This window comes from Micromonospora sp. 15K316 (assembly GCF_004348525.1).
GTDB lineage: Bacteria > Actinomycetota > Actinomycetes > Mycobacteriales > Micromonosporaceae > Micromonospora.
In genome coordinates, this window is the sequence record NZ_SMKG01000091.1 from 1 (window position 1) to 23,011 (window position 23,011).

The window sequence follows — 23,011 nt, forward strand, 5'->3', positions numbered from 1 at the left end:
GGACGGGACAGGGACGGACGTAGAGGGGGAGGGACATGAACGTTGACGGGCGCGAGCGCCGGGACTTCACCGGTGTCGGACAGCGCGCACCGCGGTCGGGGGGCCGGACCGCGGCGGAGCGGGTCAGCCGCGTCGGAAACGGTACGTCTCGCACGGACCGGGTTAACCGGCAGGGGGAGTCCAGCGCGCGGGGGGCGCGCGAGTTCCCGGTTCAGGGCAGCACTGCGCTGCGGCCACAGGAGCGGGGCGGCACGACGGCCGCTCGCCCGCCTCGGCTGCGGGTGGCGCCGCCGCCGCCGATGTCGGTGCCGCGAGCGCCGTTCGCGGCGCTGATCGTGGTGCTGGTGGTCGGCGGGGTGCTCGGCATCCTGCTGGTCAACACCAAGATCAACGAGAACGCGTTCAAGCTGGAGAAGCTGCAGCAGCAGCAGGCCCGGCTGGACCTGGAGCAGGAGCAGCTCAAGCAGCAGATCGCCGACGCCGAGGCGCCGGGCAACCTGGCCGCCCAGGCACGCAAGCTCGGGCTGGTCGAGTCGGGCGAGCCGGGCTACATCCGGCTGCCCGACGGCCGGACCATCGGCGTGCCGCAGCCGGCCACCGGCGCACCGTCGGTGACCAGCCAGCAGGGCGCGGGACGCTGACCGGTGTCACCGAGGTCGGACGATCCGCGCCGGGACGATCCAGGACCCCGGCGCGGCTCGGCCCGGGAGGGTCGGGGCGCTGGTGAGCCGGGCGTCGGAGGAATCTCCGGCGCCCGGGCGTACACCCCTCGGGGGCGCACCATCCGGGAGGGGGGCGACCGAGTGCCGCGTGGGGGCGGCGCCGAACAGCGCCGCACCCCGCGCGGTACCCGCTCGGGCGACCCGTTCCGGCCGGCCCTGCAGGTGCTCGACGGCGGGCGCGCCGGCGCCACCCGGTCGGCTCGCCGGGACGCCTCGGCCGCCGGACGCTCCGGCGTGGTCCGCACCGTCCAGGCGCGCATCCCCGGCAATCCGGCCGACGAGCAGTCCGCGCCGCGTCGCCGGACCGCTCCGCGCCCGCAGCGCCGGCCGGACCGGCCCGTCGGCCGACGGCCGTCGCGCAAGCCGCCCAAACCGCCGAAGCTCGCCGACCCGCGGCTGCGCCTGCGGCTGGGCACCGTGCTCACCCTGGCGCTCTTCGTGACCATCGGCATCCGGCTGGTCGTCCTGCAGGCGGTGGACGCGCCCGCGTACGCCGGCGGGGGAGTCGCCGACCGGACCCGGACGATGGACCTGCCCGCTCCGCGTGGAGCGATCTACGACACCACCGGGGCGCTGCTCGCGCACAGCGTCGAGGCCCGGTACGTCTTCGCCGACCCGACCCTGATCGAGGATCCGGCGGGCACGGCGAAGGCGCTCTCCCCGCTGCTGGGGATCTCGGTGTCCAAGCTGGCCAAGCTGATGCAGCCACGCAAGCTGGAGAACGGCAATCCGTCGCGCTTCGAGTACCTGGCCCGGGGGGTCGAGGTCGGCGTCGCCAAGCAGGTGCAGGCGCTGGAGTTGCCCGGCATCGGCGTGCACCGCGACGAGCGGCGCGAGGTGCCCGGTGACGACCTGGCCGCCAACCTGATCGGCTTCACCAGTCAGGACATGGTCGGGTTGGAGGGGCTGGAGGCCCGCTACGACGACCTGCTGCGCGGCGAGGACGGCAAGCGCGTCTACGAGGCCGGCCTCGGTGACCTGGCCGCCCCCATTCCGGGCGGCTACAGCGAGACGACCCCGCCCAAACCCGGCAGCTCCCTCAAGCTCACGGTGGATCGCGACCTGCAGTACATGACGCAGGTGATCCTCCGGCGGCACACGGAGCAGGCGCGAAACGTCACCGCCGCGGCCGTGGTGCTCGACGTCCCCACCGGCGAGGTGCTGGCCCAGGCGAGCGACCCCACCTACAACGCGGCCAAGCCGGAGGCGAGCAGCCCGGTCGCCCGGGAGGACGTCGCCACCAGCTTCGTGGTCGACCCCGGCTCGGTGCACAAGGCGATCACCTTCGGCGCGGCCCTCCAGGAGGGGGTGATCAAACCGGACACCACGCTGCCGATCGAGAACAGCATCAAGCTGGGCGACACCTGGTTCTCCGACACCCACCCGGCGAACGGCCGGCGGATGAGCCTCGCCGGGATGCTCGCGTACTCGTCGAACGTGGGCACCATCAAGATCGCCGACAAGCTGGGCCGGGACCGCCTCATCGACTACCAGCGCCGGTTCGGGCTGGGCCAGCCGACCGGTGAGGGCATGCCGGGGGAGGCGAGCGGCCGGCTGCTGCCCGCGGAGGAGTGGAGCGGGTCGTCGTACGGGTCGGTGCCGATCGGGCACAGCGTGGACGCCACCCCGCTGCAGATGGCCGCCGCGTACGCCGCCATCGCCAACGACGGGACGTACATCCAGCCGCACCTCATCAAGGAGGTGATCGGGCCGGACGGCGAGCGGACGCCGGCCAAGGCTCCGATCACCCGCCCGGTGCTCAGCCCGCAGAACGCCCAGGCGCTGCGCACGCTGCTGGAAGCGGTCACCACGGTCGACAACGCCACCGGCCTCACGGCCGCGGTCCCGGGGTTCCGGGTCGCCGGCAAGACCGGCACCGGCTGGCGGCTGGTGGGCGGGAAGAAGCAGCCCGGCGAGGTCTCCTCGTTCATCGGCATGGCGCCGGCCGAGAAGCCCCGCTACGTGATCGCGGTCTTCGCGTACGTCCCCGCGGGCGGGGGCTCCGCGATCGCCGGGCCGGCGTTCAAGGAAATGATGCAGTTCACTCTCCGTCACTACAAGGTGCCGCCCTCGACGACGAGCAAGTCGCCCGAGTTCGTGGTCTATCCGCGCTGAGCAGGCACGGCGGGACATCATCGGTGAGTGGGGACGAACCACCGGGGCGGCTGTGCGGCCGACGCCGGACGACCGGGTAGGGTCTGACGCCGTGTCCGGCAATCCTCGTCCCCGTACGGTCACCGGCATCCGGCTCGGCGACCTCGCGGCCCGGCTCGCTGTCGAGCCGCCGGCCCAAGCCGCCGACGTGGTGGTGACCGGCATCACACACGCCAGCCAGGAGGTCCGCCCCGGCGACCTGTACGCGGCGTTGCCCGGTGCCCGCCGGCACGGCGCCGAGTTCGCCGCCGCGGCGGCCGACGCCGGCGCGGTGGCCGTGCTCACCGACCCGGCCGGCGCGGCCGCGGTGGCGCAGGCCGGCCTGCCGGCGCTCGTGGTGCCCGACCCCCGCGCGGTGCTCGGCACGCTCGCCGCCGCCGTCTACGGCGACCCGACCGCCGGGCTGGCCGTGATCGGGGTGACCGGCACCGCCGGCAAGACCTCGACGGCCTACCTGATCGAGTCCGGGCTGCGCGCCGCCGGGCACACCACCGGGCTGATCGGCACGGTGGAGACCCGCCTCGGCGACCTGGTGATCGACAGCGTGCGGACCACCCCGGAGGCGACCGACCTGCACGCCATGCTGGCCGCCGCGCGGGAGCGCGGGGTGACCGCCGTGGTGATGGAGGTGTCGAGCCACGCGCTCGCCATGGGCCGGGTCGGCGGGGTGCGCTTCGCCGTCGGCGGCTACACCAACTTCGGCTCCGACCACCTCGACTTCCACGCCGACTCGGCGGAGTACTTCGCGGCCAAGGCGCAGCTCTTCGACGGTCGCTGCGGCGTGGAGGTGCTCAACCACGACGACCCGGCGCTGCGACAGCTCTTCAAGCCCGCCACGGTCAGCTACTCGGCGTCCGGCGACCGGGCCGCGACCTGGTGGGCCGACGGCATCGGCGGCGAGGGCTACGCCCAGCGGTTCACCGTGCACGGCCCGGACGGGCTCACCCTGCCCGGGAGTGTGGCGCTGCCCGGGCGGCACAACGTGGCCAACGCCCTGCTCGCCATCGCCGCGCTGACGGCCGTCGGGGTGGACCCGGGCACGGCCGTCGCCGGAGTGGCCGCGTGCCGCGGCGTGCCGGGCCGGCTGGAGCTGGTCACCCCCGCGGACGCGCCCGTACGCGGGGTGGTCGACTACGCGCACAAGCCGGACGCCATCGTGGCCGCCCTGGCGGCGCTGCGTGAACTGAGCACCGGCCGGCTGATCTGCGTGATCGGCGCCGGTGGGGACCGGGATCGGGGCAAGCGGCCGGTGATGGGCGCCGCCGCCGCGGAGGGAGCCGACGTGGTGCTGGTGACCGACGACAACCCGAGGACCGAGGATCCGGCCGCCATCCGCGCCGAGGTCCTCGCCGGGGCCCGGCAGGCCGGTACGGCGGCCCGGATCGCCGAGGTGGCCGGCCGCCGGGCGGCGATCGACGAGGCGGTCCGGCTGGCCGAGCCGGGCGACGTGATCGCGCTGCTCGGCAAGGGCCACGAACGCGGGCAGGAGGTGGCCGGCGAGGTGCTGCCGTTCGTCGACCACACGGAACTGGCCGACGCCCTGCGCGCCCGCTTCGGTGACCTGGCGGGTCACCGGTGATCCCGCTGACGCTGGCCGAGGTGGCCACCGCCGTCGACGGTCGGCTCGTCGGCGCGGACCCGGACGCCCGGGTCACCGGCTCGGTCGAGTTCGACTCGCGCAAGGTGAACGCCGGTGGGCTCTTCGTCGCCTTCTCCGGCGAGAAGGTCGACGGGCACGACTACGCCGCGGGGGCCGTCGAGAGCGGCGCGGTGGCGGTGCTCGGCACCCGGGAGGTGCCCGGCGTGCCGATGGTGCTGGTCGACGACGCGCGGGCCGCGATGGGACGACTGGCCCGCACGGTGGTCGACCGGCTGCCGGAGCTCACCGTGGTCGGGCTGACCGGCTCCTCCGGCAAGACCACCACCAAGGACCTCGTCGCCCAGCTCACCTCCCGCCTCGGCGCCACGGTCGCGCCACCCGGCTCGTTCAACAACGAGCTGGGGCACCCGTACACGGCGCTGAAGGCCGGGCCGGAGACCCGCTACCTGGTGATGGAGAAGGGTGCCCGCGGCATCGGGCACGTGCGTTACCTCTGCGAGCTGGTGCCGCCCCGGATCTCGGTGGTGCTCAACGTCGGGACGTCGCACATCGGCGGGTTCGGCTCGCAGGCGAACATCGCCCTGGCCAAGGGGGAGCTGGTCGAGGCGCTGCCGGCCGACGGCCTCGCCGTGCTCAACGCCGACGATCCGCTGGTGGCCGCGATGGCGTCCCGCACCGACGCCCGGGTGGTCTTCTACGGCGAGGCGGCGGAGGCCGACGTGCGGGCCGAGGACGTCCTGCTCGACGAGCGGGGCCGCCCGTCGTACACGCTTGTCACGCCGGAGGGGCGCGCGCCGGTGCGGCTCGGCCTGACCGGCCGCCACCAGGTCTCCAACACGCTCGCCGCGGCGGCGGTCGCCCGTGAACTGGGTATGCCGCTGACCGAGCTGGCGCAGGCGCTGGGCGAGCTGGGGTTGGTCTCGACCCGACGGATGGACGTCTTCGACCGGCCCGACGGGGTGACCGTCATCGACGACTCGTACAACGCCAACCCGGCCTCGATGTCGGCGGCGATCAAGGCGTTGGCCGCCCTGGGTAGCGGGCGGCGTACCGTCGCGGTGCTCGGATACATGGCCGAGCTGGGCCCCTACGAGTACGACGGCCACGCGGAGGTCGGGCGGCTCGCGGCCGAGCTGGGCGTCGACCGGCTGCTCGTGGTGGGCGAGTCGGCCGCGCCGATCCACGAAGGCGCGACAGCGGTAAGCAACTGGGGAGGAGAGTCGGTGCTGCTCACCGATCAGGCGGCAGCCGTCGAGGTGCTGCGGGGGGAGCTACGGCCGGGCGACGTCGTTCTGGTCAAGGGCTCCCGGTACCGCACCTGGGAGGTGGCCGACGCGCTGCGCGCGGAGGCCAGTGGGGAGACCGCCGAATGAGGGCGGTAATCGTCGCCGTCGGGGTGGCGTTCCTGATCTCGCTCTTCTGCACCCCGATCGCGATCAAGGTTTTCACCCGGCTCAAGGCCGGTCAGCCGATCCGGGCCGAGGGCCCGGCCATGCACCAGGGCAAGAAGGGCACGCCGACGATGGGCGGCGTGGTCTTCATCCTGGCCACGGTCATCGCGTACGTCGCGGGTCACCTGGCCCTGACCACCCTGCCGGACCTGCAGATCGCCCAGGTCGAGCCGACCATCACGGCGCTGGTGCTGCTGGGGTTGATGGTGTTCTCCGGCGCGGTCGGCTTCATCGACGACTTCCTCAAGGTGCGCAAGCGGCACAGCGGTGGGCTCAACAAGCGCGGCAAGCTGCTCGGCCAGATCCTGGTCGGCGCGGTCTTCGGTGTCGTCGCGCTCTACTTCCCGAGCACCATGACCGACGCGAAGGGCACGGCGACCAACACCGAGACGGTCGGCAGCACCACGCTGAGCTTCATCCGGGACATCCCGGCGCTGGAGCTCACCAAGGTCGGCGCGGTCATCCTCTTCATCTTCGTGGTGATGGCGGCGACGAACGGGGTGAACCTCACCGACGGCCTGGACGGCCTCGCCACCGGCGCCTCGGTGATGGTCCTCGCCGCGTACGCGCTGATCGCCTTCTGGCAGTACCGGCACTGGTGCGCCGACCCGAGCTACACCCGGGACTACTGCTACACGGTCCGCGACCCCCTGGAGATCGCGCTGATCGCCGGGGCGGCGGCCGGAGCCTGTGTGGGCTTCCTGTGGTGGAACACCTCGCCGGCCCGGATCTTCATGGGTGACACGGGAGCGCTGGGCCTCGGCGGTCTGATCGCCGGAATGGCGATGTCCACCCGGACCATCATGCTGCTGCCGATCATCGGTGGCCTCTTCGTGATCATCACGATGTCCGTCGTGATCCAGATCATCTCGTTCAAGACCACGGGCAAGCGGGTGTTCCGGATGTCGCCCCTGCAGCACCACTTCGAGCTGGCGGGGTGGAGCGAGGTCAACATCGTGGTCCGGTTCTGGATCATCGCGGGCATCTGCGTGGCCATCGCCCTGGGCCTCTTCTACAGCGAGTACCTCGCCAACGTCACCTGAGCCGGCCGGGCCGACCGTCCGCCCGTCGGGCGGTCGGCCCGTGCCGCGCGGCCCGGCACGGCACCGGGGCCCTGTCGCGCCCGACCGCGCGCGGGGCCCTTCGTCGTATCCCGACACGCCGAGGGGGCGGTTGCGGGGGCGGGCGCCCGGCGTAGCCGCGATGATGTCCGGGTGGGGGAGGAACGAGGCACCGAGGGCACCAGCAAGGCTCGGCCCCGGCGGGATCCGGGCGGCGGGCGTACGACCGAGGCGGGCGCTGCGGCGCGGGGGCCGGACGACACCCCGGCGGCGACGCCGCGCGGGCTGGACGCGGCCGGCGGGCTGGCCGCGCTGCGCGGCCTGCTGGACCGCCCGCTGGCCTCCTACTACCTGCTGATCTCCAGCGCCGGCCTGCTGCTGCTGATCGGCCTGACCATGGTCTTCTCCGCGACCAGCGTGAAGGACTACGCCGAGGACGGCAACGCCACGGCCTCGGTGGTCAAGCAGGCCACCTTCGCGGTGATCGGGGTGGTCGCGTTCTGGGCCTGCCAGCGGCTGCCCGCGACGACCTACCGCGCGCTCGGCCGGCCGCTGCTCTTCACCTCGATCGGCCTGCTGCTCGTGCTCAACCTGCTGGTCGCCTGGGCCCGCGTCGCCGGACGGGACTCGGCGGCGATCGGCCCGATCGAGGCGAATCTGAACTGGCTGTTCATCGGCGGGATCCAGGTGCAGCCCTCCGAGCTGGCGAAGTTCGCGCTGGTGCTCTGGGGCGCGCACGTGATCGCCCGCAAGGGCGTCGCGCTCGGCTGGTGGCGGGAGCTGGCCACCCCGCTCTTCCCGGTGGTCGGCCTGCTCTTCGTCCTGGTCGGCTTCAACGACCTGGGCACCATGATCTGCCTGCTCGCGCTGGTGGTCGGGCTGCTCTGGGCGGCCGGGGTGCGGCTGCGGGTCTTCGGCGCGCTCTCGGTCGCCGGTCTGATCGGGGTGGGTCTGCTGATCGCGGTCGCCTCGCTCGGCGCCGGATCCGGCGAGCGGGGTGCGGAGAACTACCGCCTGGCCCGGCTCACCAACTTCCTCAATCCGCCCGCGCCCGCCGAGTGCGGGGACCCGTGCTGGCAGATCTACCAGGGCCGGCTCGCGATCGAGCACGGCGGCTGGTTCGGTGTCGGGCTCGGCAAGGGCAGCCTCAAGTGGAACTGGCTGCCGGAGGCGCACAACGACTTCATCTTCGCCATCATCGCCGAGGAGCTGGGGGTGGTCGGCTGCGCGGTGATCCTCAGCCTCTTCGCGGTGCTCGCCTACACCGGGCTGCGGATCGCCCGGCGGGTCGACGACCCGTTCCGCCGGCTCGCCGCCGCCGCGGTGACGACCTGGCTGGTCAGCCAGGTCGTGATCAACGTCGGCGGGGTGGTCGGCCTGATGCCGATCACCGGTCTGCCGCTGCCGTTCATCTCCGACGGCGGAAGCGCCCTGGTCGTCACGCTGGCGGCGGTCGGCATGCTCGCCTCCTTCGCCCGCGCCGAACCCGATGCGGCCAGAGCCCTCCATGCCCGTCCGCCGGCCCGGTGGGTCCGACTACTCTGGGCCCCGTTGCCGCCGCTTCCCGGACGGCGTCGCCGGACGGCGCCGCCTCCGGCTGCCCGTGGGCCGGTGCCCCGGGCGCGGCAGCGGCGGTCCGACGAAGAGGCCGCACCCCGCGGCGCCCGGCAGACCCGGGCGCGGAGCGGGACGGCGAGCGAGAGGAGACGCTGATGGGTCCGCTGCGTTCGGTGGTGCTCGCGGGAGGTGGCACCGGGGGGCACGTCTACCCGTTGCTCGCCTTCGCCGACTGCCTGCGCCGACACGACCCCGGCGTCCGGATCACCTGCCTGGGCACACCGCGGGGGATGGAGAACGACCTGATCCCGCCGCAGGGCTACGACCTGCGGCCGATCCCCGCCTACCAGCTGCCCCGCTCGATCAACATGAACCTGGTCCGCACGCCGGGCCGGATGTGGACCGCGGCCCGCGCCGCGGGCAAGGTGATCGACGAGGTCCAGGCCGACGCGGTGGTCGGCTTCGGCGGGTACGTCTCGGTGCCGGCCTATCTCGCCGCGTGGCGTCGGGAGATGCCCATCGTCATCCACGAGGTGAACGTGCCGCCGGGCGTGGCGAACCGGCTCGGCATGAAGTTCACCAAGAACATCGCGGTCGGCTTCCCGCACCAGCCCCAGCAGGCCGAGTCGTTGCGGGACGCCCGGGTGGTCGGTGTGCCGCTGCGGCGCAGCATCGCCGGGCTGGACCGGGCCGCGCTGCGCGACGCCGCCCGGGCCCACTTCGGGCTCCGTCCGGACCTGCCGGTGCTCTTCGTCGCCGGCGGCTCGTCGGGCGCCCGCTCGATCAACCTCGCCGTCGCCGGCGCCGCCAAGGAACTGGCCCGCAACGGCGTGCAGGTGCTGCACGTGATGGGCGCCCGCAACGAGCCGGTGCCGATCCCCACCGACCTGCCGGTGCCGTACGTGACCCTGCCGTACCTGTCCGAGATGGAGCTGGGCTACGCCGCCGCCGACCTCATGCTCGCCCGGGGCGGGGCGATGACCGTCGCCGAGGTCGCGGCCATCGGCCTGCCCACGATCTTCGTGCCGTACCCGCACAGCAACCAGGAGCAGAAGCGCAACGCACTGCCCGTGGTGGAGGCCGGCGGCGGGCTGCTCGTCGACGACACCGAGATGATCCCGGCCTGGCTGGAGCGGACGGTGATCCCGCTGGTCCGCGACCCGCACCGGCTCGCCGCGATGGGGACGGCCGCGGCGGCGTACGGGCGGCGCGACGGCGACGTGGCCCTGCTGAACTTCGTCTACGAGGCGGTGGCCCGATGACCGCGCAGTTCACCCCGGCCGGCACGCTCACCGCCGAGGACCTCGGCGCCATCCACCTCATCGGGGTGGGCGGCGTCGGCATGAGCGGGCTCGCCCGGCTCTTCCTCACCCGGGGCCTGCCGGTCTCCGGCAGCGAGCTGCGGGAGTGGCCGTCGCTGGCCGGGCTGCGCGCGCTGGGCGGCACGATCCACATGACCCACGAGGCGGCCAATCTGGACGGTGTCGACACCGTCGTCTACTCCTCGGCCATTCCGCAGGACCACCTGGAGCTGGCGGAGGCGCGCCGGCGCGGCCTGCGGGTGCTGCACCGCTCCGAGGCGCTCGCCGCGGCGATGACCGGTCGCCGGGCGGTGGCGGTCGCCGGCACGCACGGCAAGACCACCACGACCTCGATGGTCACCATGGTGCTTCAGCAGGCCGGGGCGGATCCGTCCTTCGTGATCGGTGGTGAGATCTCCGAGGTCGGCTCGGGCGCCCACCACGGCACCGGCGAGCACTTCGTGGTCGAGGCGGACGAGAGCGACCGCTCGTTCCTGATCTACCGCCCGTTCGTCTCGATCATCACGAACGTCGAGGCCGACCACCTCAACACCTATGGCGACTACGCGACGCTCGAGGCGGCGTTCGCCGAGTTCGCCCGGCTCACCGACCCGGACGGGTTCATCATCACCTGCGCCGACGACCCGGGTGGGCGACGGCTGGCGGAGACGCTGCGTGCCGAGGGACGCCGGGTGCACACGTACGGCGAGTCGGCCGACGCGGACCTGCGGCTGACCGAGATCGCCTCGTCGGCGCAGGGCGTGCGCTATCTCGCCGCGATCGACGGACGGTCGCTGGGTGAGTTCCGGCTGCCGGTGCCGGGGCGGCACATGGGCCTCAACAGCGCCTCGGCGGTGCTCGCGGCGTACCTGCTGGGGCTGCCGCTGGAGGCGGCCGAGGCCGCGCTGGCGGCCTTTCCCGGCGTGCGCCGGCGCTTCGAGCGCAAGGGCGTCGCCGACGACGTGCTGGTCTACGACGAGTACGCCTACCACCCCACCTCGATGACGCTGGCGCTGCAGACGCTGCGCGAGGTGGCGGGGGACGGCCGGCTGATCGTCGTCTTCCAGCCCTACCGGCTCTACCGCACCCGGGACCTGCAGGAGGAGATCGCCCAGGCGCTGGCGATCGCCGACGAGCTGGTGCTGCTGGAGGTCTTCGGGCCCGGTGAGCTGCGCCAGCCCGGGGAGGGCTCGGCCGCGCTGATCGAGGCGGTGCCGCTGCCCGTGGAGCGGAAGGTCTTCGTCGATTCCTGGGAGGCGGCGCCGGTGGAGGTGGCCCGGCGGGCCCGTCCCGGCGACGTCGTGGTGACCATGGGTGCCCCGCCCATCTCGCTGATGGGCGACCAGCTGCTCGACGCCCTGCTGGCCCGTACGGGGGAGGCTTCCGGGCCCGGCGTGGCGGTTCCGGGCGGCGCGTCCGGCGGCAGCGTGGCCATCGGGGGCACGGTACCGGGGACGCCGGCCGCCGGAGGCGGTCAGGCCGCCGGTGACGCCGTGACCCCGGACGGCGCGGCGCCTGCCGGCGGATGAGCCCCGGGCCGGCCCGGGGGCGGACCACCGGGGAGGCGGCCGGACGGCGTGGTCGCGTCGTCCGGCGCTGGCAGCTGGTCCGGGCGGACAGTGATGCGGTGCCCCCCTCGACCCGGCGCTTCATGCGCCGGGCCCGGCAGCGCCGGATGCGCGCGGCGCTGCCCTGGGCGGTCGCCGCGGCGGTGCTCGCGCTCGCGGGGCTGATCACCTGGGTCGTGCTCGGCACCGGCTTGTTCGGGGTGCGCGAGGTCCGGGTGGAGGGCGCCGAGCTCGTGACGCCGGTGCAGGTACGCGAGGCCGCCGGTGTGCCGGACGGGATACCGCTGGCCCGGGTGGACCTGGCCGGCACGGCCCGGCGGATCGGCGCGCTCGCGCCGGTGGAGCGGGTGACGGTGTCGCGGGACTGGCCGGGCGCGCTGGTCGTACGTGTGGTGGAGCGGACGCCGATGGCGGTGGTGCCGCAGGGGCAGCGGTTCGTGGTGATCGACCGCACCGGCACCGTGTTCCGCACCCTGGACGAGCGTCCGGACGGGCTGCCGCTGGTGCGGGTGGCCCGGCCGGGGACGGACGACCCGGGCACCCGGGCGGCGGTGGCGGTGCTCGGCGCGCTCACCCCGGAGCTGCGTGACTCCCTGGTGGACGTCACCGTGGAGAGCCTCGCGCTGATCAAGCTTCGCCTGACCGGCGGCCGGACGCTGGTCTGGGGCGACGCGACCCGGGGCACGGAGAAGGCGCGGGTGGCCACCGCGCTGCTCGAACAGCGGGCCAAGACGATCGACGTGAGTGCGCCCGAGGTCGTCACCTTCCGGTGACGGCACGTCCACACCGGCCGCTCCGGCGTGACCCGGCCCGCTCCGGGCGGCGACACGCCGGTCGGGTCCTTGGCTCCCGGGGATGGGACGCTTACGTTGCCCCGAAGAGGATCAGTGGTTGACATAACTGTAAGCCTCTAGTAGAGGGTGAGGGTTCGTCCCTGATCCTCGCTGAGCTTCCGGCGTCGACCGCTGGCCTGGCCAAGCCGTGTGGGGCCGGCCCATGCCAATCTCGAGGGGGAAAGGACCTTCAGATGACACCTCCGCACAACTACCTGGCGGTCATCAAGGTCGTCGGAATCGGTGGCGGCGGCGTGAACGCCGTCAACCGAATGATCGAGGTTGGGCTCAAGGGCGTCGAGTTCATCGCGATCAACACCGACGCGCAGGCGCTGCTGATGAGCGACGCCGACGTGAAGCTCGACGTCGGCCGTGAGCTGACCCGCGGGCTCGGCGCGGGCGCCAACCCGGACGTCGGCAAGAACGCCGCCGAGGACCACCGCGACGAGATCGAGGAGGTGCTCAAGGGCGCCGACATGGTCTTCGTGACCTGCGGTGAGGGTGGTGGCACCGGCACCGGCGGCGCGCCCGTGGTGGCGAACATCGCCCGCAAGCTCGGCGCGCTCACCATCGGTGTGGTGACCCGGCCGTTCTCGTTCGAGGGCAAGCGCCGGCAGGTGCAGGCCGAGGCCGGGATCGACGAGCTGCGCAACCAGTGCGACACGCTCATCGTCATCCCGAACGACCGGCTGCTCGCCCTCGGTGACCGCAACATCAGCATGATGGACGCGTTCCGCACCGCCGACCAGGTGCTCCTCTCCGGTGTGCAGGGCATCACCGACCTGATCACCACGCCGGGTCTGATCAACCTGGACTTCGCCGACGTGAAGAGCGTCATGAGCGGCGCGGGCAGCGCGCTGATGGGCATCGGCAGCGCCCGGGGCGAGAACCGCGCGGTCGAGGCGGCCGAGGCGGCGATCTCCAGCCCGCTGCTCGAGCAGAGCATGGACGGCGCGCGCGGCGTGCTGCTCTCCATCGCCGGCGGCTCCGACCTCGGTCTCTTCGAGATCAACGACGCGGCGCAGCTGGTCACCGACGCGGCCCACCCGGACGCGAACATCATCTTCGGCGCGGTCATCGACGACGCGCTCGGCGACGAGGTGCGGGTGACAGTCATCGCGGCGGGCTTCGACGGCGGGGCGCCCGCGTACAAGGCGGCCGAGCCGGGACGGAAGACCAACCAGAACCAGCCGGCACCGCAGAACCCGCCGGTGACGCCGCCGCCGACCATGCCGGCGCCGCAGCAGTCGCCGCGCCGCGTACTCTTCGACGACGTCGACGTGCCCGACTTTCTCAAGAACGGATCCTGAGCTCCGCCGATGACCGACAGCTCGACCAGGGTGCGGCCCGATCGCCGTGCCGAACTGGCGGCCGCGCTGGCCGGGGTACGCTCCCGGATCGCGGACGCCTGCGCGGCCGCCGGACGGGACCGCGCCGACGTCACGATGATCGCGGTGACGAAGACCTACCCGGCCGTCGACGTGCTGGCGCTGGCCGAACTCGGGGTGACCGACGTCGGTGAGAACCGGGACCAGGAGGCCGGCGCCAAGGCCGCCGAGGTCTCGGCGGCCGGGGCGACGCCGCGTTGGCACTTCATCGGGCGCCTGCAACGCAACAAGGCCCGGTCGGTGGTCCGCTACGCCGACGCGGTGCACTCGGTGGACAGCGTCCGGCTGGCCCGGGCGCTGGACGTCGCGGCGGCCGGCCGGGACCGGCCGCTCACCGCGCTGGTCCAGGTGAGCGTGGACGGTGACCCGGCGCGGGGTGGCGCGCTGCCGGACTCGGCGGATCCGGATGTCGGGCTGGGCGCGGTGGCCGAGGCCCTCGCGGCGGCGCCGGCCTTGCGGCTGGCGGGGCTGATGGCCGTCGCGCCGCTGGGCTGGGAGCCGGAGCGGGCCTTCGCCCGGCTGGCCGAGGTGGCCGAGTGGATGCGGACGCTCCACCCGGAGGCGACGGCGTTGTCCGCCGGCATGAGCGGCGACCTGGAAATCGCGATCAGATACGGCGCGACACATGTCCGCGTCGGTAGTGCGTTGCTCGGAATGCGCCCCACGCTGCGGTAGCCTGACCGCGAAAGAAGCAAATTACATCGGTGTTGTTTCAGGAGCGGCATCCCGTCGTCGGGGGTCGTGGCACGCGACGCGAATCGCGCGCCAGTGGATTGCCGTTCCGGTCCGGTGGGCAGAGGTAGGTCCACTCGCGACAGCGACACGGCACGGGGGCGCGTGCCGCACGGCGGATGGAAGGGCGCGGGATGGGTGCACTGCGCAAGGCGGGGGTCTGGCTCGGTCTGGTCGAAGAGGACGACGAGCGGGCCTACGAGGACGGTGGCTACGACAAGGGTGGCTACCGTGACTCGCGCTACCGGCAGAGCCGGTACGCCGAGGAGTTCGCCGACGACGAGGACGAGGCCGAGGAGCCGCCCGCGCCGCGTCCGCGCCTGGGGGAGCGTGGCCGGCTGACGGAGCGTACGAGCGGCCGCTCCACCGAGACCGAGCGGGCCGAGTCGGAGCGCGCCGAGCGCCCCGAGCGCGCCGAGCGGTCCAGCGTCCGGTCGATCACCCGGTCGACGGGGGAGACCTCCGGCGCCCTGACCTACCACACCCGCGACAACCTGGCCCTCGCCCCGCAGGCGGCGCCGCGGGAGCGGGCGGTCGCCGCCGACGAGGAGCAGCGTTACCAGATCACCACCCTGCACCCGACCACCTACCGTGAGGCGCGGACGATCGGGGAGCATTTCCGTGACGGGGTGCCGGTGATCATCAACCTCACCGAGATGGACGAGGCGGACGCCCGCCGTCTGGTGGACTTCGCCGCCGGGCTGGCGTTCGGGCTGCGCGGTACGATCGAGCGCGTGACCAATCGGGTGTTCCTGCTCTCACCGGCCAACGTCCAGGTCACCGCGGAGGACAAGGCCAAGATCGCTGAGGGCGGGTTTTTCAGCCTGAGTTGACCCCGCCCGACCCGAGGGACGTCGCCTGCCGTGTTGTCGATCCTGCTCCAGGTTCTGTACCTGGTCCTCTATGTCTTCCTGTTGCTTCTGCTGTCCCGGTTCGTCCTGAGCGCGGTCCTGCAGTACGGACGCCGCTGGCAGCCGGGTCGCGGCGCATCGGCGGGACTGGAATCCGTGTGGAGCGTCACTGATCCCCCTCTCAGCGCGTTGAGGCGTGTGATCCCTCCGCTTCGAATTGGTACCGTGAGCATCGACCTGGCCTCCCTTGTGCTCCTGGTTATCCTGTTCGTGCTGATGGAGTTCGTGTTGAGGCCGTCGATCTTGGCAACCGCCTGATGACCGACGCGCTTTCGCGGCCGCAACTGACCCGAGGAGTTTCGATGCCGCTGACCCCGGCCGACGTTCACAACGTCGCCTTCAAAAAGCCGCCGATCGGCAAGCGGGGGTATGACGAGGAGGAGGTCGACGCCTTCCTGGACGAGGTCGAGCGCGAGCTCGCCCGTCTCATCGAGGAGAACAACGAGCTGCGCGCCCAGGTGGAGCGCGGCGGCCGTGGCGGCGCCCCCGCCGGCCCCGGCGGTGACGCCCGCCTCGCGGCGGAGCTCAACGACGTCAAGGCCCAGCTCGACCGGGTGCAGCGCGACAAGGCCGCGGCCGACCAGGCCGCCCGCGCCATGCAGGCCGAGCTGGAGCAGGTGCGGGCCGCCGGCGGCGTCGCCGCGGCCGCCGCCGTCGGTGACGGCGAGCAGCAGGCCCTGCGGGTGCTGATGATGGCCCAGCGGACGGCCGACGACCACGTCACGGCTGCCCAGCGCGAGGCCGACCAGGTGCTCGCCGAGGCTCGGTCGAAGGCCGAGGAGGTGACCCGGGAGGCGCGGGCGAAGGCCGACGCGCTCGAGCGGGACGCCCGCCAGCGGCACCAGGAGGCCATGGGCGGCCTGGACGCCAAGCGCACCGCGCTGCAGAAGCACATCGAAGAGCTCAAGCAGTTCGAGCGTGAGTACCGCACCCGCCTCAAGGCCTACCTGGAGAGCCAGCTGCGCGACCTCGACGGCCGCGGCCAGGGCCTGGAGGCCGAGATGACCCGCTCCGAGAGCGGCCGGGTCACGGGTGGTAACGGGCTGGCCACCGCCGGTCTTGCCGGCTCCTACGGTGGCGGTCGCTCCGGCGCTCTCGAGGCCGGTCGCTGATCTTCGGTCGGCGGCCGTCAACGTGACGGTCGCCGACCACCTGGACGTACGACGCGGCGGGGGTGAGCCGTGATAGTCGCAAGCCTCGTGCTCATCCTCGTCGCTGTGGCGCTGCTGGTAGTGGGTCTCGCCGGCGGCTCCAGCCTCATGTTGATCATCTCGATCGCGGCCAGCCTGCTGGCTGCCGTCGCGTTGGTGGTGGGTGCCCGCCAGGCCGCCACCGCCCGGGCGACGGCGGATCCGGTCCGAGGTGGCCGACGGGAGCCGGGCGCGTCCCGGCCGGTCGACCAGGTCGCGCCGGACGTCGCGTACGGCCCGGCGCCGGTCGAGGCGGAGATCCCGGTCCAGCATGTACCTCCGACAGTCGGCAGCGGTGGCGGGTGGCGGCAAACACCCGCCCCATCGGCCGACGACGAAGCGTCTCCGCCGGCCACCGGGCAGGCAGCGACGTACGACGACGAACCCGGAGCCCAGCCCGTGACGCCCGCCGAGGCGTCGCGGGTGGCCCGGCTCTTCGACGAGGTCCGCGTGGTCGACGGCCGGCCCCGCTACCACCTGGCCGACTGCGCCCACCTGGTCGGCCGGGCGCATGAGCCGCTGCCGGCGGCGGAGGCGGTGGAGCTCGGCTTCACGCCGTGCGCACGCTGCACGCCGGCCACCACGTTGCTCGCCGACGTCCGGCCGAGCTGAGCGGGGATGCCGGTGCCCGCGCACGACGCGCTCACCGTCGCGGTCCGGGTCAAGCCCGGCGCCGCCCGGGCCCGGGTCGGCGGCCGGTTCGACGGCCCGCACGGCCCCGCGCTGGTCATCGCCGTGAACGCGCCGGCGGTCGACGGTCGGGCCACCGAGGCCGCCCGACGGGCCCTCGCCCTGGCGCTCGACGTCCGCCCCTCGACGGTGTCGCTGCGCGCCGGCGCGGCCAGCCGCGACAAGCTCTTCCTCGTCGAACGGCCCGGCCCGGCGCTGCCCGAGGTGCTGCGCCGGCTGCGCGACGGATCCGGCGAGTGAGGAACGCCCGGGCTGGGCGATCGTGACGCCCGGGCTGGATGTGGCGCTGCTCGTCGGCGCCGCCGTGCTGCTGATCGCGGTCGGGGCGGTGCGCCTCTCCAGCCGACTCGGGGTGCCGAGTCTCCTTGTCTACCTGGCGCTGGGCGTCGCCATCGGTGAGGCCGGGCTGGGCATCCAGTTCGAGGACGCCACGCTCACCCGTACCCTCGGGTTCTGCGCACTCATCGTGATCATCGCCGAGGGCGGGCTCACCGCGCGCTGGAGCACGCTCCGCCCGGTGCTCGGGCTCTCCGCGGTGCTCGCGACGGTCGGCGTGATCGTCAGCATCGTGGTGGTGGGGGTCGCCGTCCACTTCCTGCTCGGGCTCGAGTGGCGCCTGGCGCTGCTCTACGGCGCGGTGCTCTCCTCCACCGACGCGGCCGCGGTCTTCGCGACCCTGCGCCGGCTGCGTCTACCGCCCCGGCTGGTGGCCTCGCTGGAGGCCGAGTCCGGCATGAACGACGCCCCGGTGGTGCTGCTCGTGGTGCTGCTCTCGGTGGAGAGCGCCGGGCATCCGTGGTGGTACGAGGTCGGCCTGGTGAGCTACGAGCTGATCGTCGGCGCGGCGGTCGGGGTCGGGGCCGGGCTCGCCGGGCGGTGGACGCTCCGCCGGGCGGCGCTGCCGTCGGCCGGGCTGTACCCGATAGCGGTGGTGGGCTTCACCGTGCTGGCGTACGCCGCCGGGGCGGTGCTGCACGCCTCGGGGTTCCTCGCCGTCTACGTGGCCGGGGTGCTGCTCGGCAACGCCCGCCTGCCGCACCGGCAGGCCATCCTCGGCTTCGCCGACGGGCTGGCCTGGCTGGCCCAGATCGGCCTGTTCGTGCTGCTGGGGCTACTGGCGTCGCCGGGCCGGCTGGGCGCGGCGGTGCTCCCCGCGGTGGTGACCGGGCTGGCCCTGGTGCTCGCGGCCCGGCCGCTGTCGGTGGCGGTGTCCGCGCTGCCGTTCCGGATCGGTCTGCGCGAGCAGGCCTTCCTCTCCTGGGCGGGACTGCGCGGAGCCGTGCCGATCGTGCTCGCCACCATTCCGCTCTCCGAGCGGGTGCCCGGCGCGGACCGGCTCTTCGACGCCGTCTTCGTCCTCGTCGTGATCTTCACCGTCCTGCAGACCACCACGTTGGCGCCGGTGGCCCGCCGCCTCGGCGTGACCGCGCCGGCCGAGGCGGCGGAGGTGCACGTCGAGACCGCACCGCTGGAACGGATGCGGGCCGATCTGTTGCAGCTGGAGGTGCCGGAGGGTTCCCGCCTGACCGGGGTGCACATCGACGAGTTGCGGCTGCCGCAGGGGGCGTCGGTGACGCTCGTGCTCCGTGACGGGGTGGGTTTCGTGCCGCGCCAGGACACCCGGCTCAAGGTCGGCGACAGCTTGCTGATCGTCGCCACCGCGGGGGCGAGGGACGAGGCGGAGCGGCGGTTGCGCGCGGTCAGCCGGCGGGGTCGGCTGGCCCGGTGGTTTGGCGAGTACGGCGACGACCGCGACGATTGATCTGCTAGCGTTCCTTTTGCCCCAGTTAGGTGGGGCTTGGGGCTGAATAGCGGTGCGTCGGTGCGGCACGTTGTCGGACGCCTGTACGTTCCGTATTCTTGCCAACCTCTGGAGTGCGCGGCGGTCGTGGCCGCGCGCCCCTTTTCGTACCTGGGGGTCGCCGGATCGGTGCCCCCTGTCCAGGTTCCGCGGACCGCCGCGGTTCCGCGGCCTAGGGAGCGACCATGGCGAAGCCAGCCGAGACCAGGACCGCCGGCCGCAAGGCGCTGGCGAAGCCCAGCCGCAGCGCCGCGGAGACCGAGAAGATTCGGGCGGCTCTGGCGGCGCGGCGGGACGAGCTCCGCGCCGAGTACGATCAGACGCTGAGCGAGATCACCGAGCTGCAGCGCGACCGGCTGACCGACTCGGCCGGGGACGACCAGGCCGACACCGGCACCAAGACGTTCGAGCGGGAGCAGGAGATCTCCCTCGCCAACAGCATCCTGGAACGGATCACGCAGGTCGAACGGGCACTGGAGCGGCTCGACAAGGGCAGCTACGGCTGGTGCGAGCGGTGCGGCAACCCGATCCCGGTGGAGCGGCTCGCCGCCTTCCCGTCGGCCACCCTCTGCGTGACCTGCAAGCAGCTGGAGGAGCGGCGCTGAGGTCCGCTCCCCGGCGGCGAAGAAGACGGTGAGCGATCACCGCCGAGTCGATGGGGAGCAGATGAGCGCAGCACCGTCCGCCGGAAGCGGCAGTGACGAAGCGGTCCGCCGCCGGGCCCGACCGGGAGCCGTCGCCATCCTCGCCGGCACAGGGCTGGTCGCCCTGCTGCTCGATCTGCTCACCAAGCACCTCGCGCTGGTCCACCTCACCGACCGGGAGCCGCTGCGGCTGCTCGGCGGGCTCATCTACCTCAACCTGATCCGCAACAGCGGCGCCGCCTGGAGCATCGGCTCCGACCACACCTGGGTCTTCCCGCTGATCACCATCGCGGTGGTCGGCTGGATCGTCTGGATGGCGCTGCGGCTGCGCTCGGTTCCCTGGGCGATCTCGCTGGGGCTCGTGCTGGGCGGCGCGCTCGGCAACCTCATGGACCGGATCTTCCGCGCCCCCGGGCACTTCGTCGGTCACGTGGTCGACATGATCAGTGTCTTCGGCCCGTTCGGCGAGTACTTCCCCGTGTTCAACCTGGCCGACAGTTCGCTGGTCTGCGGCGTCGTGCTCGCCGTGCTGCTGGAACTCACCGGCCGCCAGCGCGACGGCGGCCGGGTCGGCCGGGACGGCCGCCCCGCCGCGGACCCGGCGACCACCACCACCGAGCAGCGGGAGCGCGCATGACCTCGGCATTCGCGGGCGGCGGCGGGCAGCGGTCGCTCCCGGTCCCCGACGGCCTGGACGGCATGCGGCTCGACCAGGCGGTGTCGCGGCTCTTCGGCCTGTCCCGCACCGCCGCCGCCGCGCTGGTGGACGCCGGGGACGCGCTCGTCGACGGCGCGGCCCGCCCCAACTCGCACAAGGTCAAGGCCGGCTCGTGGCTGGAGGTGACCCTGCCCGCGCCGGCCGCGCCGCCGACCGTGGTGCCCCAGGCGGTGCCGGGGCTTCGGGTGATCTACGCCGACGACGACATCGTGGTGGTGGACAAGCCGGTGGGCGTCGCCGCCCACCCGAGCCCCGGCTGGACTGGTCCCACCGTGATCGGCGCGCTGGCCGCGATCGGCCACCGGATCTCCACCAGCGGCGCGGCCGAACGGCAGGGCGTGGTGCACCGGCTGGACGTGGGCACCACCGGGGTCATGGTGGTGGCCAAGAGCGAGCAGGCCTACAGCGCCTTGAAACGGGCGTTCAAGTACCGCGACGTGGAGAAGCGCTACCACGCGGTGGTGCAGGGACACCTGGACCCGCTGCGGGGCACGGTCGACGCCCCGATCGACCGGCACCCCACCCACGACTACCGGTGGGCCGTGGTCTCCGGCGGCAAGCCGAGCATCACCCACTACGACACCCTGGAGGCGTTCCCGGCGGCGAGCCTGCTCGACGTCCGGCTGGAGACCGGCCGTACCCATCAGATCCGGGTGCACCTCTCCACCCTGCGCCACCCCTGCGTGGGTGACCTCACCTACGGCGCCGACCCGACCCTGTCGGCCCGGCTCCGGCTCGACCGGCAGTGGCTGCACGCCCGCGAACTGGCCTTCCTGCACCCCCGTACGGGGGAGGAGGTCCGCTTCGTCAGCGACTACCCTGACGACCTGGAACGCGCGCTCCGGATCCTGCGCGACTGAGAGACTGCCGGAACCCTGCGGCGGGCCCGGCCGGCGACCGGCGGCGTGGGAGATCGGTCCGGGTACGACACCGGTAACCGGACCGATCTCCGCCTTGCCGCAGCGCCGCCCGGACTCCCGCCCGGCCGCCTGGGGGCCACCCGACAGTCGCTGAGCGAGCGGCCCGCCCGACACCGACCAACGAGGGGAACCCGCCCGTGCGTGCCGGCGACCTGCTGCGCCAGATCGACCAGCGGCTCCTGCCGCTGCTGAGCCGGGTGGTGGCGCGGCTCGGTGAGACCTCCGCGCGATCGCGGGTGCTCACCGGCACGGCGCTGCTGTCGGTGACGGCGGTGCTGCTCACCGCCGTCTGGGCCGCCGACGACCGTCCGGCCGGGGACCCGACCGTCGGCGAGGTGACCCGGGTCGGGGTGGTCGACGGCGACTCCGTGCCGGGCTACGTGCGCGCCGCCGCCGCCGATCTGGCCGCGCTGGCGGAGCCCGCCGCGACCCCGGCCGACGGCACGTACGCGCTGGTGTCGCTGGACAGCTACCTGGCGCCGCAGGGCCTGGACGCGGTGCTCGGCGACGTGTCGGTCGCCGCGGTCTTCGGGCGGGTGCCGCTGCCCGGCCGGCAGACCGAGATCGTCCGGATACCGGCCCAACGTGTCCCGGACGACGTGATCGCCGCGATGGCGGCGGTGGCGGCCCGCAAGGAGCGGGAGGCCACCGACTACCGGGCCCGCGCCGCCGCGACGACCGGCGACGCCGAGCTGCGCCGGCTCTACACCAGCGGGGCCGAGGTGGCCGCGGCCGAGGCCACCGCGTACCGCACCGGCTGCGCCTGCGTGTACGCGGCCGTCGTCCGGGCCCAGCCGGCGGCGCTGCGTGCCGTGGCGTCCCGGCGCGCCGTCCGGGCCGTGGATCCCGCGCCCGAGGTGCAGCGGCTCGACCGGACGGTGTTCACCCCGCCGCTGCCCGAACAGCGCGACGTGGTCCGGCCGCCGGCCGACGCCGCGCTGCCCGAGGCGACCCCGTCGCCCTCCGCCGGTACGCCCACGGTGTCACCCAGCCCGACGGCGGAGGAATCGTCGGAACCCGCGCCGCCCGTCACGAATCCGTCACCCACGGCGGAGCAGGGAACGCCGACGGCTCCCCCGGCGACCGCCACCACCTCGCCCGATGTGCCCAGTGGACGTCCGGTGTCGCCGACACAATCATGATCATGCCGCCGGAAGTGCGCGGGGCGGTGTGGTCCGAATAGGGTTTCCTTCGTAGCCTGTCAGGCGAAGGACGATCGCGCTGGGGAGGGCGAGCCGTGGAGGGCAGCGAGACCGGCTGGGGCCGGCCGGCCGAACCAGCGCCGCGATGGCGAGCGCTGCTCGACCGCGCCCGCCACGCCGGCAGAGGGGCTGAGCAGCCCGAGCCCGACCGGCGGGTCGAGGATCCACTACCACCGCCCAGATCGCTCGCGCCGCAGGAGCCGCTCGCCCCGCCGGAACCGTTGCCGCGCCGGGCCGCCCACAACGGCTACGCCGGGCGGGCGCCGGCCGTCGGCCAGCCCGGCGAGCGGCCGTACGGCGCCGACCCGGGCTACCGGGCGGAGGCGACCTACCGGGTCGACCCGTCGCACCGGGCGGAACCGGCGTACCGGCCCGATCCGGGTTACCCGGGCGAGCCGGCGCACCGGGTGCCGGAGCAGCGTCGGCCGGAGCCGCCCGAGTCGCGCTACTCGCTGCTGGACAACGGCTACCGGCCCGAGCCGCCACCGGCGGAGTCCCGCTACGCGCTGCTGGAGAACGGCTACCGTCCGGAGGTGGGCTACGCCGCCGCGCCGGTTCCGGCCCCCAC

At 73.6% G+C, this 23,011-nt stretch carries 21 protein-coding genes and 1 pseudogene; all 22 read left to right on the forward strand.

Annotation, left to right across the window (positions count from 1 at the left end; all coding sequences use genetic code 11):
• Positions 1-35: 35 nt before the first annotated feature.
• Complete coding sequence (locus E1211_RS18275) at positions 36-641, forward strand: septum formation initiator family protein (RefSeq protein ID WP_132350214.1); 606 nt, start codon at positions 36-38, stop codon at positions 639-641.
• Positions 642-644: 3 nt separating this feature from the next.
• Positions 645-2,837 (forward strand): penicillin-binding protein 2, encoded by a 2,193-nt coding sequence (locus E1211_RS18280; RefSeq protein ID WP_132350215.1) that lies wholly within the window; start codon positions 645-647, stop codon positions 2,835-2,837.
• Positions 2,838-2,889: 52 nt separating this feature from the next.
• Positions 2,890-4,455, forward strand: coding sequence for a UDP-N-acetylmuramoyl-L-alanyl-D-glutamate--2,6-diaminopimelate ligase (locus E1211_RS18285; RefSeq protein WP_132350216.1), 1,566 nt, complete (start codon positions 2,890-2,892; stop codon positions 4,453-4,455).
• The gene (gene murF, locus E1211_RS18290) at positions 4,452-5,849 is read left to right on the forward strand and encodes a UDP-N-acetylmuramoyl-tripeptide--D-alanyl-D-alanine ligase (protein WP_132350217.1); all 1,398 of its coding nucleotides are present in this window, start codon (positions 4,452-4,454) and stop codon (positions 5,847-5,849) included. The genes E1211_RS18285 and murF overlap by 4 nt, the downstream gene beginning before the upstream one ends.
• Positions 5,846-6,970 (forward strand): phospho-N-acetylmuramoyl-pentapeptide-transferase, encoded by a 1,125-nt coding sequence (gene mraY, locus E1211_RS18295; RefSeq protein WP_076467874.1) that lies wholly within the window; start codon positions 5,846-5,848, stop codon positions 6,968-6,970. Before murF ends, mraY begins: the two co-directional genes overlap by 4 nt.
• Positions 6,971-7,273: 303 nt before the next feature.
• Positions 7,274-8,701, forward strand: coding sequence for an FtsW/RodA/SpoVE family cell cycle protein (locus tag E1211_RS18300; protein WP_371686171.1), 1,428 nt, complete (start codon positions 7,274-7,276; stop codon positions 8,699-8,701).
• Entirely contained in the window at positions 8,701-9,807 is a 1,107-nt protein-coding gene (gene murG, locus E1211_RS18305; protein WP_132350218.1) for an undecaprenyldiphospho-muramoylpentapeptide beta-N-acetylglucosaminyltransferase, read from the forward strand. The genes E1211_RS18300 and murG overlap by 1 nt, the downstream gene beginning before the upstream one ends.
• Positions 9,804-11,375, forward strand: a complete 1,572-nt coding sequence (murC, locus tag E1211_RS18310; RefSeq protein WP_132350219.1) for a UDP-N-acetylmuramate--L-alanine ligase — start codon at positions 9,804-9,806, stop codon at positions 11,373-11,375. The genes murG and murC overlap by 4 nt, the downstream gene beginning before the upstream one ends.
• Positions 11,372-12,187: a cell division protein FtsQ/DivIB gene (locus E1211_RS18315; protein WP_132350220.1), complete on the forward strand. Its 816-nt coding sequence runs from the start codon at positions 11,372-11,374 to the stop codon at positions 12,185-12,187. The genes murC and E1211_RS18315 overlap by 4 nt, the downstream gene beginning before the upstream one ends.
• 254 nt (positions 12,188-12,441) lie before the next feature.
• Positions 12,442-13,557 (forward strand): cell division protein FtsZ, encoded by a 1,116-nt coding sequence (gene ftsZ, locus E1211_RS18320; RefSeq protein WP_132350221.1) that lies wholly within the window; start codon positions 12,442-12,444, stop codon positions 13,555-13,557.
• Positions 13,558-13,566: 9 nt separating this feature from the next.
• Positions 13,567-14,310, forward strand: coding sequence for a YggS family pyridoxal phosphate-dependent enzyme (locus tag E1211_RS18325; RefSeq protein ID WP_132350222.1), 744 nt, complete (start codon positions 13,567-13,569; stop codon positions 14,308-14,310).
• A gap of 191 nt (positions 14,311-14,501) precedes the next feature.
• Positions 14,502-15,200 (forward strand): cell division protein SepF, encoded by a 699-nt coding sequence (locus E1211_RS18330; protein WP_132350223.1) that lies wholly within the window; start codon positions 14,502-14,504, stop codon positions 15,198-15,200.
• A 30-nt stretch (positions 15,201-15,230) separates the two neighbouring features.
• Positions 15,231-15,536 carry a YggT family protein gene (locus E1211_RS18335; RefSeq protein WP_120678161.1) on the forward strand — a complete coding sequence of 102 codons (306 nt, stop codon included), beginning with the start codon at positions 15,231-15,233 and terminating at the stop codon, positions 15,534-15,536.
• Between the two features lie 44 nt (positions 15,537-15,580).
• Positions 15,581-16,390, forward strand: coding sequence for a DivIVA domain-containing protein (locus tag E1211_RS18340; RefSeq protein ID WP_132350224.1), 810 nt, complete (start codon positions 15,581-15,583; stop codon positions 16,388-16,390).
• 69 nt (positions 16,391-16,459) lie between these two features.
• The gene (locus E1211_RS18345) at positions 16,460-17,080 is read left to right on the forward strand and encodes a hypothetical protein (RefSeq protein ID WP_132350225.1); all 621 of its coding nucleotides are present in this window, start codon (positions 16,460-16,462) and stop codon (positions 17,078-17,080) included.
• A gap of 6 nt (positions 17,081-17,086) precedes the next feature.
• Positions 17,087-17,398: a DUF167 domain-containing protein gene (locus E1211_RS18350; RefSeq protein WP_132350226.1), complete on the forward strand. Its 312-nt coding sequence runs from the start codon at positions 17,087-17,089 to the stop codon at positions 17,396-17,398.
• Positions 17,399-17,420: 22 nt separating this feature from the next.
• Positions 17,421-18,920 (forward strand): potassium/proton antiporter, encoded by a 1,500-nt coding sequence (locus E1211_RS18355; protein WP_132350227.1) that lies wholly within the window; start codon positions 17,421-17,423, stop codon positions 18,918-18,920.
• A gap of 224 nt (positions 18,921-19,144) precedes the next feature.
• Entirely contained in the window at positions 19,145-19,564 is a 420-nt protein-coding gene (locus tag E1211_RS18360) for a TraR/DksA C4-type zinc finger protein (protein ID WP_132350228.1), read from the forward strand.
• Between the two features lie 61 nt (positions 19,565-19,625).
• Positions 19,626-20,240, forward strand: coding sequence for a signal peptidase II (gene lspA / locus E1211_RS18365; protein WP_132350229.1), 615 nt, complete (start codon positions 19,626-19,628; stop codon positions 20,238-20,240).
• Positions 20,237-21,181, forward strand: coding sequence for an RluA family pseudouridine synthase (locus tag E1211_RS18370; protein WP_132350230.1), 945 nt, complete (start codon positions 20,237-20,239; stop codon positions 21,179-21,181). Before lspA ends, E1211_RS18370 begins: the two co-directional genes overlap by 4 nt.
• Positions 21,182-21,378: 197 nt before the next feature.
• Positions 21,379-22,383 (forward strand): hypothetical protein, encoded by a 1,005-nt coding sequence (locus E1211_RS18375; protein ID WP_132350231.1) that lies wholly within the window; start codon positions 21,379-21,381, stop codon positions 22,381-22,383.
• A 95-nt stretch (positions 22,384-22,478) separates the two neighbouring features.
• Positions 22,479-23,011 (forward strand): annotated as a pseudogene (locus E1211_RS18380) (ATPase); the annotation flags it as partial.

What these genes read in the sequence shown, in the direction of transcription:
- E1211_RS18275 (WP_132350214.1), top strand. Translation starts at nt 36, where the DNA reads ATGAACGTTGACGGGCGCGAGCGCCGGGACTTCACCGGTGTCGGACAG.
- mraY (WP_076467874.1), top strand. Translation starts at nt 5,846, where the DNA reads ATGAGGGCGGTAATCGTCGCCGTCGGGGTGGCGTTCCTGATCTCGCTC.
- murG (WP_132350218.1), top strand. Translation starts at nt 8,701, where the DNA reads ATGGGTCCGCTGCGTTCGGTGGTGCTCGCGGGAGGTGGCACCGGGGGG.
- murC (WP_132350219.1), top strand. Translation starts at nt 9,804, where the DNA reads ATGACCGCGCAGTTCACCCCGGCCGGCACGCTCACCGCCGAGGACCTC.
- E1211_RS18315 (WP_132350220.1), top strand. Translation starts at nt 11,372, where the DNA reads ATGAGCCCCGGGCCGGCCCGGGGGCGGACCACCGGGGAGGCGGCCGGA.
- ftsZ (WP_132350221.1), top strand. Translation starts at nt 12,442, where the DNA reads ATGACACCTCCGCACAACTACCTGGCGGTCATCAAGGTCGTCGGAATC.
- E1211_RS18325 (WP_132350222.1), top strand. Translation starts at nt 13,567, where the DNA reads ATGACCGACAGCTCGACCAGGGTGCGGCCCGATCGCCGTGCCGAACTG.
- E1211_RS18330 (WP_132350223.1), top strand. Translation starts at nt 14,502, where the DNA reads ATGGGTGCACTGCGCAAGGCGGGGGTCTGGCTCGGTCTGGTCGAAGAG.
- E1211_RS18340 (WP_132350224.1), top strand. Translation starts at nt 15,581, where the DNA reads ATGCCGCTGACCCCGGCCGACGTTCACAACGTCGCCTTCAAAAAGCCG.
- E1211_RS18350 (WP_132350226.1), top strand. Translation starts at nt 17,087, where the DNA reads ATGCCGGTGCCCGCGCACGACGCGCTCACCGTCGCGGTCCGGGTCAAG.
- E1211_RS18360 (WP_132350228.1), top strand. Translation starts at nt 19,145, where the DNA reads ATGGCGAAGCCAGCCGAGACCAGGACCGCCGGCCGCAAGGCGCTGGCG.
- lspA (WP_132350229.1), top strand. Translation starts at nt 19,626, where the DNA reads ATGAGCGCAGCACCGTCCGCCGGAAGCGGCAGTGACGAAGCGGTCCGC.
- E1211_RS18370 (WP_132350230.1), top strand. Translation starts at nt 20,237, where the DNA reads ATGACCTCGGCATTCGCGGGCGGCGGCGGGCAGCGGTCGCTCCCGGTC.